Below are 12,796 nucleotides of genomic sequence, written 5' to 3'. Positions count from 1 at the left end.
GGCAGCGTCAGGTCGGCTTGATCGCGCCGATGGCGATCATGTGCTTGATCAGATCGTCGGTCGCCTCGCCGTCGAGCGGCAGGCCGTTGTCGAGCTCGAAGCGGCGGATGGCATCGGCGGTTTCGGTGCTTGCCTCGCCATCGACCATGATCGGGCCGTAGCCGATCCGGTTCAGCGCGCCCTGCACGATGCGATAATTCTGCTGCGTCTCGGTCTCGATGCGCGTCTGCTGTGCAGCGGCGATGCTGGCGGCGCGTTCGCGCTCGCGCTGGTCGAGCGCGGCGGCCTCGCCGATCGAGTCGGTCTGCGTCGTGGTGTCGACCGGCACGACCGGCAGCCGGACGGGCTGCGGATGCTTCATCGCGTCGAGCAGCTCCGGCGTCGGAATGCCGGTCACCGGTACGCCGGCGGCGCGTTCGTAGGCGGAGATAGCGGCGGCAGTACGCGGGCCCTGCTTGCCGTCGATGGCGCCCTGGTAGAGGCCGAGCCGGGCCAGCTCGCGCTGGATGCCGGTAGTCAACTGCGCCGCGACGTCGGCGGCGGAAGGCTGCGGCGGCGCGGGCGGAGCGTGGGCCGGCGAAAGCCGCGGCAACGGCACCAGCACGAGCGGCTGGACCTGCTGGATGGCGGACGGCGGATTGGCGGCGGGCAAAGGCTTCGCCGCCTGCCGCGTGATCGCGGGCCGCGTCGAGAAAAGCGGATCGGGATGGTGGCCGCTCTGGAGGAACATGGCGTTGGAGACGATAGCGGTGGCGGTCAGCGCGACAACCATCAGCCCGCCCGACGAGGCCGGGTTCTCGAACACGCGGTCGATCAGTTCGGCGACCATGCCGTCGCCCTGCGGCGCCGCTGCCTTGCGAGACTGACCAGACTTACGCGCCACGCCGGAACGCTCCTCACACAACCGGACGCCATCTCACCCGATACGCCTTAAGGAACGCTAAACCACATCCCCCCTCCTCACCCCGGCGAAAGCCCGGGGGCCCGGCAAGGCGCGCCGGCCTTCGTTGACCGGATCCCGGCTTTCGCAGGGAAGACGGGGGATCGCCGCCCGAAAAAACCCATAAAATTTGAACTAAATCCTCTCCGGCAAACGAACGTCGTTGCAAGCGGCCAGCGCTATGGTCGCCGACAAGATCGCGGAAAACCGCGGCGACAAACGACTTAAAAGGGCAGGCACATGTTTTTCCTCATTCGCGCAGCCTTCTGGCTGTCGCTGCTCATCATGCTGCTTCCGGCAGATGGCGAGACCGGCGACAAGGCACCCCGCGTCACCGCCTTCGAGACGATCTCGGCGGCGCAGGCGGCGGTTTCCGATCTCTCGCAGTTCTGCACGCGCAACCCGGACGTCTGCGTCACGGGCGGCAGCGCCTTGCAGGTCTTCTCCGACAAGGTGCGCTACGGCGCCAAGCTGATCTACGGCTACTTCGGCGACAAGAAGCCGGCGAAGGATCCGGCCGCCGGCGCCTCGACGCTCAGCCCCGACGACATGAAGCCGGCCTGGCACAGCCCGAAGAAGCCGGCTGGCGCGGCGTAAGTTTCCGCTCGACCGAAACCAACAGCCTCCGCGGCCGCTCGTGCCGCGAACCGCGAGCGGTTCACTGCCCTTATTCTCCGCTCGCGGTTCTTTCTTTTCCCTCGCCTCCCGGGATGCCCGCGCCTATATCGCTGCCATGACGCGCATCGACCAGATCATTGCGGACTTCGAGCTTCTCGACGACTGGGAGGATCGCTACCGCTACCTGATCGAGCTCGGCCGGGCGCTGCCGCCGCTCGCTGATGGCGAGAAGAACGACGCCAACAAGGTGCGCGGCTGTGCCAGCCAGGTGTGGCTGTCGACGCACAACGGCACCCGCAACGGCGAACCGATCCTGCATTTCGAAGGTGACAGCGACGCGCTGATCGTGCGCGGGCTCGTCGCCGTGGCGCTGGCGATCTTCGACGACAAGACGCCGTCGGAAATTCGCAGCCTCGACGCGGAGGCGATCTTCGACAAGCTCGACCTGCGCGCCCACCTCACGGCGCAGCGCTCCAACGGACTGCGCTCGCTGGTCGATCGCATCCGCCGCGAGGCGGAAGCCGCCGCCGTTCAGTCGAGCGTCGGCCGGTAATCTTCCGTTCCCCAGTGCACGATCTTCGCGGCGCGCTCGCGCCCACGCGCCTGCTGCGCCAGGCCGTAGTGGCGGGCGAGCGCCGACAGCGCCATGCGGAGCGCGACCTTGGCCGAACGCGCCGGCCAGCGCCGCTCGCGCTCGATCTCCTCCAGCCCTTTCAGGAAGCAGCAGAAATCGACGAGCAGGCCGCCGAGTTCCGGCCCGACGGTGGTCAGCGCCCGCTCGACGCGAAGCCGTGCTGCCAGCGCCACCTCGGTGATGTCGCTGGCGCCATCGCCGCGCGAGCGGCTGGCGACCGACGCCGACCAGTTCGCCGTTATGCGCGGCATGAGTTGGCCGCGGGTGTAGTCGGCGCGCAGCCGCTCGCCGGCGGCGAACTCGGCCGCATCGACCAGCGGCCGCCCGTCCCGATCGCGCCGCCGCCGCAGCCACGACAACGGACTCTCGTCGTGGTTCACGGTGACGGTGTCGTCGTCGATGCGGACGGGTGCGCGTTCCTGATGCTGCGCAGCGAAGTCGCCGGCGGCGAGCGAGCGGCGGAGATGCGCCCTGCCCGTCGCGGTGATGGCGTTGCCTTCGACCAGGCCGCGGGCCCGCGCTTCCGCCAGCGCCGGCGTCTCGTCCGCACCCGCGCCGCGCGTGGCAAGATGGCGGAGGGCGCGGAGTACGTCGCGCTCGCTCATGGTGCGTGCTCCGCCGGGCGCAGGTCGGGGCAAACCTCGATGGCGCGCTCGAGGAAATCGACGATCGCGTCGATTGCCGGATCCTCGCGCTTGTCCTCGACCGTATGGCAGGCGTGCGCGGCGGTCGTCCGGTCGCGGCCGAAGTAGGCGCCGGCCTCGGTGAAACTCAGCCCCAGCCGCGTGTGCGCCAGGTACATCGCGACCTGCCGCGCGAACGCCGCCGTGGCCCTCCCCCGTCGCGGATCGCGGATCGCGCCCGGCCCCAGCGCGAACGCCGACGCGACCATTGCCTCAACTTTGCGGGCCGCGGATTCGCCGCGCCGCGCCACCCTGCCGTCACTCGATTCGATGATGCCGAACGTCATCTGCCGCCTGCTCTGCCCGCTATTGGTGTAGGAATTAAGTCCTACACCAATTTAGACGCATTGCAGGCCGCGGGGATAACTTTCGCGCCAATCCCCGCTGTCGCGCGCGACCCGACACTCGCCGCCTCGTCAGCGGAGACGTGTCATGCGCATACCCATTCCGGTTGCATTCGATTCACGGCGCACGGGCCGGACCGTCGGCGCCATGGTCGCCCGCGGCATCGAGCCGTACGATCGCGCCCGGCACCTGCCGCGGATTCTGCCGGTCGGTCCGGACCACATTGCAGACACCAGCGCGGCCGGGCGGCGCGCCATCGTCCGGCGCCTGGCGCGGGCGCTGCGGGCCGAGCGCAATCGCGGTCGCGCCGGCCACTGGACCTACGACCTCAACCGGCACATCGCGCTGGCGCAAGCCTACGCGGCCGAACGCGCAGCGCTCGCCAGAATTACGGATGCTTGAAACGTTACTTGCGGCGCCGCTGCTGGCCGAGGCCCATTTTCTTGGCGAGCGCCGAGCGGGCAGCAGCATAATTCGGGGCGACCATCGGATAATCTGCCGGCAGGCCCCACTTGTCGCGATAATCTTCCGGCGAGAGATCGTAGTGCGTGCGCAGATGGCGCTTCAACGACTTGAATTTCTTGCCGTCTTCCAGACAGACGATGTAATCCGGGAACACCGATTTCTTCGGGTTCACCGCCGGCTTCAGCGGCTCCGGCTCGGGCTCTACGGCGCCGCCCATGGTGTTGTTCAGCGCGCGGTGAACATTGGCGATCAGGGCCGGAAGGTCGGAGGCCGGCACTGTATTGTTGCTGACGTAGGCGGAGACGATATCTGCTGCGAGATCAATCAGATCCACGCCGGAGTCTTTGTCGCTCATTCTGATCACCGTCGAAAATTGGGCGTTGTTCTAAGTTGAGGCCGGCTATAAGGCTTCGGCCGATACAAGACAAGGTAAAACAGGGCGATGACTTCGGTTTTGCCGCCGCTTTTCTTGTCAGATATTGGCATGATTTCGAATTCCTTGTCCAGCCATGATAAACCTATGGTTGAATTTGCTTCTATTCTAGGCTCGGTCTGTATTTTCGATCGCGCTTGCATGCCTGCCCGGCGGTCATTGAGGATGGGCCGGGGACGACCCATCTAAGGGGAGCCGAAGGCCGCCCGGGCCCTTGGTTTTCCAACAAAAAGACGGAGCGACAGATGGCGGCAACGCGGGAAGCAGGATTTCCGGGGGCGGGAGCTGGAGTTAGCCGAATTCCGGTCGCGGCGAAGCGGCCGGTGAAGACCAGCCACCACAACATCGCGCGGACTGACGACTACGCGTGGCTGAGGGCGGAAAACTGGCAGACCGTGATGCGCGATCCGGCTGCGCTCGCGCCGGAAATCCGGGCTTACCTCGAAGCTGAAAATGCGTACGCCGCCAATGAGATGGCAGATGTCGAAGGCCTGCGCTCGGCGCTGTTCGCGGAGATGCGCGGGCGGATAAAGGAAGACGATTCGTCGGTGCCGGCGCCCGACGGTCAGTTTGCCTACGCGACGCGCTACCAGCATGGCGCCGAGCACCCGCAGATCGTGCGGATGGACCGGGACAAGACCAACGAGAAGGTGCTGCTCGATGCCAACCGCATGGCGGCCGGCAAGGCATACTTCCGCCTCGGCGGCTTCGACCACAGTCCGGACCACAAGCTGATCGCCTACGCGGTCGACGAGAAGGGCAACGAATACTTCACGCTGCGGCTGCGTGACGCCGAGACCGGCGCCGACCTGCCCGACGTGATCGAGGAGACCGGCGGCGGGGTCGCCTGGGCGAACGACGGCAGGACGCTGTTCTACGTCTGGATCGACGCCAACCACCGGCCGGCCAAGATTTTCCGCCACGTCGTCGGAACCGACCCGAAGGACGATGTCGCGGTCTACAGCGAGAGCGACGCCGGCTTCTTCATCGCCGTCGGCAAGACGCAGTCGCGCAAGTACATCGTCATCGACGCGCACGACCACGAGACCTCGGAGGTGCGCGTCATCGACGCCGACGATCCGGCGTCGGCGCCGCGGCTGATCGCGCCGCGCGAGACGGGGCTCGAATATTCGCTCGGCCACAACGGCGGCGATTTCTACATCCTCACCAACGCCGGCGGCGCGGAAGACTTCAAGATCGTGACCGCGCCGGTCGCGAACGCCGACCGCGACCAGTGGAGCGATCTGGTTCCCCATGTCCCCGGGCGGCTGATCCTCGACTTCACGGTCTACCGCGATCATCTCGTGCGGCTGGAGCGCGAGTCGAGTTTGCCGCGCATCATCGTGCGCCAGCTCGCCACCGGCGAGGAGCACGCCATCGGCTTCGCCGAGGAAGCCTATTCGCTGGGCACGATGGACGGCCTGGAGTTCGACACGACGACGCTGCGCTTCAGCTACTCGTCGATGACGACGCCGTCGCGCGTCTACGACTACGACATGGCGACGCGGACGCGCCTGCTGCTGAAGGAGGACGAGGTCCCCTCCGGGCACAATCCCGACGACTACGTCACGCGCCGCGTGTTTGCGCCGGCGGCCGACGGCGAGCTCGTGCCGGTGTCGCTGCTCTATAAGAAAGGTACGCCGCTCGACGGCTCGGCGCCGCTGTTGCTCTACGGCTACGGCGCCTACGGCATCGCGATCCCCGCCGCGTTCGGGATCACGCGGCTGTCGCTGGTCGACCGCGGCTTCGTCTACGCCATCGCGCATATCCGCGGCGGCAAGGACAAGGGCTACCGCTGGTACGCCGATGGGCGGCGCGAGAACAAGCCGAACACGTTCTCCGATTTCGTCGCCGCGGCGCGCTACCTGATCGCCGAGAAGGTCACCAGCGCCGGCAGGATCGTCGGCTGGGGTGGCTCGGCCGGCGGGTTGCTGATCGGCGCGGTCGCCAACATGGCGCCGGAGCTGTTCGCGGGCCTCATCGCCGAGGTGCCGTTCGTCGACACGCTCAACACGATGCTCGACGCGACGCTGCCGCTGACGCCGCCGGAGTGGCCGGAGTGGGGCAATCCGCTGGCGAGCGCCGACGACTACCGCCTGATCGCGTCCTACTCGCCCTACGACAACGTCAGGGCGCAGGACTATCCGGCGATCCTCGCGCTCGGCGGCCTGTCCGATCCGCGGGTCACCTACTGGGAGCCGGCGAAGTGGGTGGCGAAGCTGCGTGCCACCAAGACGGACGACAACGTCATCGTCTTCCGCACCAACATGGACGCCGGGCACGGCGGCGCCTCGGGCCGGTTCGACCGGCTGCATGAGACGGCGTTCGCGACGGCCTTCGCGCTGAAGGCGGTCGGCAGGACGTGAGGCTTTCGCGGGGAACTGCCCTGCCCTAGCTTAGTTTGACAAAGGGCGAGGTCACGGGAGGATTTCCGATGCGCGCATTGTTTTCTTTCGCCGCTGCGGCGACGGTCGTGCTTGGTGTGGCGGCGGTGCCGTCGTTCGCCCAGGCGGCCGGGCCCTATCCGCCACCGCCGCCGCGCGTTCAGGGCATGAATTGCGCGGCCGTCGCCTCCAAGGTCGGCCGCGCCAAGACGTGGCAGGCGCTCTACTGGGGCTGGCGGCGCGACATCTTCGATCGCCACGACGAGCAGTTCCTGCAGGCGCCCTGCTTCACGACGCAGGCGTCATGCAAGGCGTGGCTCTACTGGGCGCAGATCGATTTTCCGAAAATGACGGTCATGAAGTTTTGCAAAACGGGGGCGCCGTACTAGCGGGCGCCGGTGGGAGGAGAGACACCCCTCCCCAAAAAACCGCTTTGCGGTTTTGGCCCTCCCACAAGGGGAGGGCTCAAGTGGTGTTCGTTGGCGCTTGGCGTTTCAACATGGATGAACCCTCCCCTTGTGGGAGGGTCAAACCGCCATCAGGCGGTTTGGGGAGGGGTGTCTCTCCTCCCCTCCGGCCGCGCTACTTGCCGGCGGCCTTCTCGTACGACTCGAGCACCGCATCCCAGTTGATGAGATTGTCGACGAACGCCTCGAGGTACTTCGGGCGGGCGTTGCGGTAGTCGATGTAATACGAGTGCTCCCAGACATCGACGCCGAGGATCGGCGTGGCGCCGTGGACGAGCGGGTTCTCGCCGTTGGGTGTCTTGGTGATCGACAGCTTGCCGTCGCGCACCGCGATCCACGCCCAGCCCGAACCGAACTGCGTGACGCCGGCCTGGATGAAATCGGTGCGGAACTTGTCGTAGCCGCCGAGGTCGGTGTCGATGGCGCGCTGGAGAGCGCCCGGCACCTTCTTGCCGCCGCCGCCCTTCTTCATCCACTTCCAGAAGTAGATGTGGTTGTAGTGCTGCGCGGCGTTGTTGAAGAGGCCGGCGTTCTTCGAGTAGCTCTGCTTGACGACGTCCTCGAGGCTCTTGTCCTCAAGGCCCGAGCCCTTCAGCAGGTTGTTGCCGTTGGTGACGTAGGCCTGATGATGCTTGTCGTGGTGAAACTCGAGGGTTTCTTTCGACATGTACGGCTGCAGCGCCTCGTAGTCGTAAGGCAGCGGGGGAAGTTCGAACGCCATGGCAGGCTCCTCTGGAGGGACCGTCGGTGGAACGCGCCGCGGGAGGCAGGGCGTCGGGGACGGCGAATAGAATTGCGCGGTGGGAAGATAGGCCGCGACCGGCGTCCCGGCAACGCCTCGCAGCGGTTGTCATGCCTGCGTCCGGGTCCGGCTTCGCCGGGCCCGTGGCGGGGACGACATCCGCGCTTGCGGCTACCCTCGCAGAATTCCACCAAGCACGCCGCGCACGATCGCGCGGCCGACGGAGCCGCCGAGCGAGCCGCCCATCTGGCGGCCAACCTCGGCGGCGATGCCGCCGGCGACGCGGTTGGTGACGGTGCGGGTCACCTCGCGGGTAACGCGCTGGGTCGTCGTCATGCGCTGCCCGCGTGTGCGGTTCATGCCGAACATGTCACCGATCATGCCGCCGAGTCCGCCGCCGGTCGGCGGCACGCTGCCGCGCGACGACGGCGGTTGCGGCGTGTCCGGTGTCTGCGGCGCGTCGGGCGTGGTCACCGTCGTCTCGACCTTGGTCTCGACGCGCACCGACAGCACCTCAAAGGCGGACTGGCGGTCGATCGGGTTGTCGTAGATCGTGCCGATCGGACTGGCGGCAATGACCTTGCGGCGCTCCTCGTCGGTGATGGCGCCGATGCGCGACGACGGCGGGCGCATCAGCGTCCGCTGTACGATCGACGGCGCGCCCCTGTCCTCCAGCGTCGAGACCAGCGCCTCGCCGGTGACGAGCTGGGTGATGACGTCGTAGGTGGAAAACGCCGGGTTGGGGCGAAAGGTGTCGGCGGCGGTCTTCACCGCCTTGGTCTCGCGCGGGGTGTAGGCGCGCAGCGCATGCTGCACGCGGTTGCCGAGCTGGGCGAGCACGATCTCCGGCACGTCGAGCGGGTTCTGCGTGATGAAATAGACGCCGACGCCCTTAGAGCGGATGAGGCGCACGACCTGCTCGATCTTTTCGAGCAGCGCCTTCGGTGCCTCGTTGAACAGGAGATGCGCCTCGTCGAAGAAGAAGACCAGGCGCGGCTTCTCCGGATCGCCGATCTCCTCGAGGTCCTCGAACAGCTCGGACAGCAGCCATAGCAGGAACGTGGCGTAGAGGCGCGGCGACTGCATCAGGGTCGCGGCGGCGAGGATGCTGACGATGCCGCGGCCGTCGGTGGTGGTGCGGATCAGTTGCTTGATGTCGAGGGCCGGCTCGCCGAAGAATTTCGCGCCGCCCTGCTCTTCCAGCACCAGCAGCGCGCGCTGCACCGTGCCGACGGTGGCCCTGGAGACGTTGCCGTAGCGCGTGGTCAGCTCGCTCGCCTTGTCGGCGACGTGCACCAGCAGCGCCTGCAGATCCTTGAGATCGAGGACGAGCAGCCCCTCCTCGTCGGCGAGGCGGAAGGCGATGTTGAGCACGCCCTCCTGCGTGTCGTTCAGGTCGAGCAGGCGCGAGAGGAGCAGCGGGCCCATCTCGGAGATGGTCGTGCGGATCGGGTGGCCGTCCTTGCCGAACAGGTCCCAGAAGACGACCGGGAACGCGGCCGGCTTGTATTCGGCGGTGAAGCCGATGTCGTCGTTGCGCTTGGCGATGAAGTCTTTCGCCTCGCCGATCTCGGCAAGGCCGGCGACGTCGCCTTTGATATCGGAACAGAAGACGGGCACGCCGGCGGCGGAGAAACCTTCCGCCATGCCCTGCAGCGACACCGTCTTGCCGGTGCCGGTGGCGCCGGTGATCAGGCCGTGGCGATTGGCGAGCGGCAGGTTGATGTATTGCGGCGCGCGTTCCGGCGCGGCGGTCGAGCCGAGATAGACTTTGCCCTGTTGCAATACGGTCATGATGTCGCCTCGCCTGCCTGCACTTTAGGCGACATCCACGCGCGTTCAAGCTTGCGTGACCGGACGACGTACCGCCTTGCCTCGCGTGTTCACTGCCTGCGAGGTTCCATCCCGAAAACAGGAGTGAGGTTCACATGCGGTTGGTTGCTGGCGTGACGCTTGCGGTGTCGCTGGTGCTCGTAGCGGGCGTCGCGCTCGCTCAGGACGATCCCGTCGGGGCGCGGCAGAAGCTGATGAAGATGAACAACGCTTCGATCCGCGCTGCTTTCGGACTGGCGACGGGCAAGGCGCCTTACGACGCGGCGAAGGCCGGCGACGCGATGAAGCAGATCATCACCGACATGGATCAGTTCCTGACGCTCTTCCCGGAGGGCAGCACCGGCGGGCAAACCGAAGCCTCACCCGACGTATGGACGCACATGGAAGACTTCGAGGCACTGGCCCTGAAGCTGCAGACCGATGCGCTTGCCGCGGCGAACATTGCACCAAGCGGGCCCGACGCCTTCAAGGCGGCGGTGCTCGCCGTCAACGCCGACTGCACGGCCTGCCACCAGAAGTATCGCGTCTCGGAGTAAAACTCAGTCGGCGAGCGCCGCGATGATCCGCACCCACGAGCGGATGCCGCGGCGGTAACTCTCGAGGTCGTACTTCTCGTTCGGCGAATGGATGTTGTCGTCGTCGAGGCCGAAGCCGACCATCACCGAGTCGAGGCCGAGAATTTCCTGGAAGTCGCCGACGACGGGGATCGAGCCGCCGCCGCCCATCAGCGCCGGCGCCTCGCCCCACTCGTCGGCCAGCGCCTTTGACGCGCGCTTCAGCCACGGACCATCGAGCGGCAGGCGGCGGGCCGGGCTGCCGGCGTGGGAGTGGAACGCGACCTTGCAGTCGGCCGGCACGCGGTCGCTGACGAATTTGCGGAAGGCGGCCGCAATCTTCTCCGGGTCCTGCGTACCGACGAGGCGGAAGGAAACCTTCGCCGAGGCTTCCGACGGGATCACGGTCTTGAAGCCGGGCTTGGTGTAGCCGCCGATGATGCCGTTGACCTCCAGCGTCGGGCGCGACCAAATCTGCTCCAGCACGCTGCGGCCCTTTTCGCCGGCGGGGATCGACAGGCCGACGTCGCCCAAAAATTCGCGCTCGTCGAAGCCAAGCTCGGCCCATTGCTTCTTCTGCGCGGGCGAAAGCTCCGTCACGCCGTCGTAGAAGCCGGGAACGGTGACGCGGCCGTCGTCGTCGTGGAGCGCCGCGAGGATCGCCGCCAGCACGTGGATCGGATTGCGCGCGGCGCCGCCGTACATGCCGGAGTGCAGGTCGCGGCTGGCGGCGGTGATGGTGATCTCCTCGGCGCCGAGGCCGCGGAGCGAGGTGGTGATGGCGGCGCGCGTCGGGCTCCACATGCCGGTGTCGCAGATGAGCGCGACGTCGGCCTTCAGCTCCTTCGCATTGGATTTCAGGAACGGCTTCAGATTGACGCTGCCCGATTCTTCCTCGCCCTCGAGCAGCATGGTGACGTTAACCGGCAGTTGCCGCGTGACCTTTTTCCAGGCGCGCACCGCCTCGAGGAACGTCATCAACTGGCCCTTGTCGTCGCCGGCGCCGCGGGCGGCGATCGCCTTGCGGCCGTCGGCGAGCGTCACGATGCTCGGCTCGAACGGCGGCGTCTTCCACAGGTCGATCGGATCGACCGGCTGCACGTCGTAGTGGGCGTAGAACAGAACGTGCGGCCCCTCGCCGTCGTGGTGGCCGACGACGATGGGATGGCCCGGCGTCTGGCGCGCCGAGGCGATGAAACCGATGCCCTGCAATTCGCTCACCAGCCAGGTCGCCGCCTTGCGGCACGATTCCTTGTAGGCGGGATCGGTCGAGATCGAATCGATGCGCAGCAGCGCGAAGAGCCGGTCGAGGCTCGCGGGCAGATTGTCATCGACGAACTTCAGAACGTCATCGAGCATCGGGCTGCTTTCTGTATTATCGGCGCCAGAACGGGAGAAGATTCCTCATGGAGACGATTGTCGAGGACGTTGCGGCGGCGGCCGGGGTCGATCACGCCGAGGCCGAGAAGGCGATCGGCATCATCGTCTCGTTCATTGCGCGGGAGGCGCCGGCCGACAAGGTCGCGGCGCTGTTCGACAAGCTGCCCGGCGCGCGCACGCTCGCCGATGCGCACCCGAACGGCGGCGACGGGCTGCTCGGCGTGTTCAACGATCTCGCCGGCGCCGGCCTCGGCATGAACGAGCTGCAGGCGGTGGTGACGACGTTCGTGAAGATCGCCAAGGCGGACGCCGGCGACGCGCCGGTCGATGCCGTGATCGCGGCGATCCCCGGCCTCAGCCAGTTTATCTAGACGGAAATCTGCCCGTAGCGCAGCGCCTCGACGACGGTGTGTGTCTTGTTGTGGGCGCCGAGCTTCTCGCTGGCGTTCTGCAGGTGGGCGTGAACGGTGCGCTGCGAGATTTCGAGGATGTCGGCGATCTCGTTGGCGGTCTTGCCGGAAGCCGACAGCTCGACGACGCGGCGCTCGCGTGCCGACAGGTCGCCCGGCCGCTCCATGCGCACGACGCCCAGCGCCATCAGGCGGCGGAAGCCTTCGACGACGACGTGATCGAGCACGAGCAGCGAGCGCGTATCGAGCATCAGCGTCGGGCCGGCGCTCAGCACGACGCCCTGGTAAGGCAAGAGCGAGCAGACCGGCACCGCGATCAGGCGCGTCGGGCCATCGCCGAGGGCGCCCAGCAGCGCCGACACATTGGTGACGCCGGGATGGTTCGTCTCGATCCACGAGAAGGGACGGTGCGTGTGGAAGACGCGATTGAGCACCGGGTCGTCGCTCTTCAGCGCGACCGCGCCGCCCTTGGCGTCGACCCACGTCATGCGCACGATCAGCGGCTCTATCGGGCGACCGGGAAGCGGAATTCCCGTAGCCAGAAAACTCGTCGCGCCAAACGATTGAAACAGTTTCTCGAGCGCATCGACGACCTGTGCGCCATTCGTCATGTCGCGAAAGCTTTCGCTCAGCGCGATCATGCTCGCTGCAATAGTCATTCTAACTTCCCCCGGCACCGAAGAGGTACGGACATGACTGCACCGCACGCAATTGTGGGTTTTGACAGAGACGCACGATTGTCGCCGTCATGCGTGCTCGACATGGCAGTGGCGTCGGTCATGCCCACCCTCCGGCATCGTGCCGCTCTGCCCGATCGCTATCTACGGCGGGCACCTTGGCTCGGCAAGCGAATGCCATGCCAAACCATTGTCCGCGCTGGCTTTTGCCGTGTGACGTTGCGACGATGG

15 protein-coding genes are annotated in these 12,796 nt (G+C 66.8%); 7 read left to right on the top strand and 8 right to left on the bottom strand.

What is annotated here, in order from left to right; translation table 11 throughout:
* Positions 1-7: 7 nt before the first annotated feature.
* Positions 8-883, bottom strand: a complete 876-nt coding sequence (locus WDM94_06770) for a peptidoglycan-binding domain-containing protein (GenBank protein MEJ0012326.1) — start codon at positions 881-883, stop codon at positions 8-10.
* Between the two features lie 297 nt (positions 884-1,180).
* Here WDM94_06770 and WDM94_06765 point away from each other — a divergent pair, with 297 nt between their 5' ends.
* Positions 1,181-1,537 carry a DUF5330 domain-containing protein gene (locus WDM94_06765; GenBank protein MEJ0012325.1) on the top strand — a complete coding sequence of 119 codons (357 nt, stop codon included), beginning with the start codon at positions 1,181-1,183 and terminating at the stop codon, positions 1,535-1,537.
* 136 nt (positions 1,538-1,673) lie between these two features.
* Positions 1,674-2,111, top strand: coding sequence for a SufE family protein (locus tag WDM94_06760; protein MEJ0012324.1), 438 nt, complete (start codon positions 1,674-1,676; stop codon positions 2,109-2,111).
* On the opposite strand, the gene WDM94_06755 is transcribed toward WDM94_06760, so the two are convergent.
* A complete protein-coding gene (locus tag WDM94_06755) occupies positions 2,090-2,797 on the bottom strand; it encodes a DUF6456 domain-containing protein (protein ID MEJ0012323.1) in 708 nt (235 codons plus the stop codon). The two genes, WDM94_06760 and WDM94_06755, sit on opposite strands and share 22 nt — an antisense overlap.
* Positions 2,794-3,162, bottom strand: coding sequence for a helix-turn-helix domain-containing protein (locus tag WDM94_06750; protein MEJ0012322.1), 369 nt, complete (start codon positions 3,160-3,162; stop codon positions 2,794-2,796). Before WDM94_06750 ends, WDM94_06755 begins: the two co-directional genes overlap by 4 nt.
* A 145-nt stretch (positions 3,163-3,307) precedes the next feature.
* Between WDM94_06750 and WDM94_06745 the strand changes: the two genes are divergently transcribed.
* Positions 3,308-3,622 (top strand): DUF6477 family protein, encoded by a 315-nt coding sequence (locus WDM94_06745; GenBank protein MEJ0012321.1) that lies wholly within the window; start codon positions 3,308-3,310, stop codon positions 3,620-3,622.
* A 4-nt stretch (positions 3,623-3,626) separates the two neighbouring features.
* Here WDM94_06745 and WDM94_06740 read toward each other — a convergent pair whose 3' ends face one another.
* Positions 3,627-4,040 carry a MucR family transcriptional regulator gene (locus tag WDM94_06740; protein MEJ0012320.1) on the bottom strand — a complete coding sequence of 138 codons (414 nt, stop codon included), beginning with the start codon at positions 4,038-4,040 and terminating at the stop codon, positions 3,627-3,629.
* A gap of 323 nt (positions 4,041-4,363) precedes the next feature.
* Here WDM94_06740 and WDM94_06735 point away from each other — a divergent pair, with 323 nt between their 5' ends.
* A complete protein-coding gene (locus WDM94_06735) occupies positions 4,364-6,484 on the top strand; it encodes a S9 family peptidase (GenBank protein MEJ0012319.1) in 2,121 nt (706 codons plus the stop codon).
* 68 nt (positions 6,485-6,552) lie between these two features.
* Positions 6,553-6,891: a hypothetical protein gene (locus tag WDM94_06730; GenBank protein ID MEJ0012318.1), complete on the top strand. Its 339-nt coding sequence runs from the start codon at positions 6,553-6,555 to the stop codon at positions 6,889-6,891.
* 193 nt (positions 6,892-7,084) lie between these two features.
* Here WDM94_06730 and WDM94_06725 read toward each other — a convergent pair whose 3' ends face one another.
* Positions 7,085-7,690: a superoxide dismutase gene (locus WDM94_06725; GenBank protein ID MEJ0012317.1), complete on the bottom strand. Its 606-nt coding sequence runs from the start codon at positions 7,688-7,690 to the stop codon at positions 7,085-7,087.
* Positions 7,691-7,882: 192 nt separating this feature from the next.
* Positions 7,883-9,505, bottom strand: a complete 1,623-nt coding sequence (locus WDM94_06720; protein ID MEJ0012316.1) for a helicase HerA-like domain-containing protein — start codon at positions 9,503-9,505, stop codon at positions 7,883-7,885.
* Between the two features lie 134 nt (positions 9,506-9,639).
* Between WDM94_06720 and WDM94_06715 the strand changes: the two genes are divergently transcribed.
* Positions 9,640-10,080: a cytochrome c gene (locus WDM94_06715; protein ID MEJ0012315.1), complete on the top strand. Its 441-nt coding sequence runs from the start codon at positions 9,640-9,642 to the stop codon at positions 10,078-10,080.
* A gap of 3 nt (positions 10,081-10,083) precedes the next feature.
* Here the strand turns inward: WDM94_06715 and WDM94_06710 are convergent, their stop codons facing one another.
* Positions 10,084-11,457, bottom strand: coding sequence for a dipeptidase (locus tag WDM94_06710; GenBank protein MEJ0012314.1), 1,374 nt, complete (start codon positions 11,455-11,457; stop codon positions 10,084-10,086).
* Between the two features lie 47 nt (positions 11,458-11,504).
* On the opposite strand from WDM94_06710, the gene WDM94_06705 reads away from it, so the two are divergent.
* Positions 11,505-11,849, top strand: a complete 345-nt coding sequence (locus WDM94_06705) for a DUF2267 domain-containing protein (protein MEJ0012313.1) — start codon at positions 11,505-11,507, stop codon at positions 11,847-11,849.
* On the opposite strand, the gene WDM94_06700 is transcribed toward WDM94_06705, so the two are convergent.
* Complete coding sequence (locus WDM94_06700; GenBank protein MEJ0012312.1) at positions 11,846-12,547, bottom strand: helix-turn-helix transcriptional regulator; 702 nt, start codon at positions 12,545-12,547, stop codon at positions 11,846-11,848. The genes WDM94_06705 and WDM94_06700 overlap by 4 nt on opposite strands.
* Positions 12,548-12,796: the final 249 nt, after the last annotated feature.

The organism is Bauldia sp., assembly GCA_037200845.1.
In the GTDB taxonomy this organism is placed as follows: Bacteria; Pseudomonadota; Alphaproteobacteria; order Rhizobiales; family Kaistiaceae; genus DASZQY01.
The sequence above is the reverse complement of the archived record's forward strand: the minus strand, read 5'-3'. Positions and strand labels throughout refer to the sequence as shown.

Excerpts from the sequence above, each read along its gene's own strand:
- WDM94_06735 (MEJ0012319.1), top strand. The coding sequence starts at position 4,364 with ATGGCGGCAACGCGGGAAGCAGGATTTCCGGGGGCGGGAGCTGGAGTT.
- WDM94_06700 (MEJ0012312.1), bottom strand. The coding sequence starts at position 12,547 with ATGACTATTGCAGCGAGCATGATCGCGCTGAGCGAAAGCTTTCGCGAC.
- WDM94_06740 (MEJ0012320.1), bottom strand. The coding sequence starts at position 4,040 with ATGAGCGACAAAGACTCCGGCGTGGATCTGATTGATCTCGCAGCAGAT.
- WDM94_06725 (MEJ0012317.1), bottom strand. The coding sequence starts at position 7,690 with ATGGCGTTCGAACTTCCCCCGCTGCCTTACGACTACGAGGCGCTGCAG.
- WDM94_06705 (MEJ0012313.1), top strand. The coding sequence starts at position 11,505 with ATGGAGACGATTGTCGAGGACGTTGCGGCGGCGGCCGGGGTCGATCAC.
- WDM94_06710 (MEJ0012314.1), bottom strand. The coding sequence starts at position 11,457 with ATGCTCGATGACGTTCTGAAGTTCGTCGATGACAATCTGCCCGCGAGC.
- WDM94_06745 (MEJ0012321.1), top strand. The coding sequence starts at position 3,308 with ATGCGCATACCCATTCCGGTTGCATTCGATTCACGGCGCACGGGCCGG.
- WDM94_06730 (MEJ0012318.1), top strand. The coding sequence starts at position 6,553 with ATGCGCGCATTGTTTTCTTTCGCCGCTGCGGCGACGGTCGTGCTTGGT.
- WDM94_06755 (MEJ0012323.1), bottom strand. The coding sequence starts at position 2,797 with ATGAGCGAGCGCGACGTACTCCGCGCCCTCCGCCATCTTGCCACGCGC.
- WDM94_06760 (MEJ0012324.1), top strand. The coding sequence starts at position 1,674 with ATGACGCGCATCGACCAGATCATTGCGGACTTCGAGCTTCTCGACGAC.
- WDM94_06720 (MEJ0012316.1), bottom strand. The coding sequence starts at position 9,505 with ATGACCGTATTGCAACAGGGCAAAGTCTATCTCGGCTCGACCGCCGCG.
- WDM94_06750 (MEJ0012322.1), bottom strand. The coding sequence starts at position 3,162 with ATGACGTTCGGCATCATCGAATCGAGTGACGGCAGGGTGGCGCGGCGC.
- WDM94_06765 (MEJ0012325.1), top strand. The coding sequence starts at position 1,181 with ATGTTTTTCCTCATTCGCGCAGCCTTCTGGCTGTCGCTGCTCATCATG.
- WDM94_06715 (MEJ0012315.1), top strand. The coding sequence starts at position 9,640 with ATGCGGTTGGTTGCTGGCGTGACGCTTGCGGTGTCGCTGGTGCTCGTA.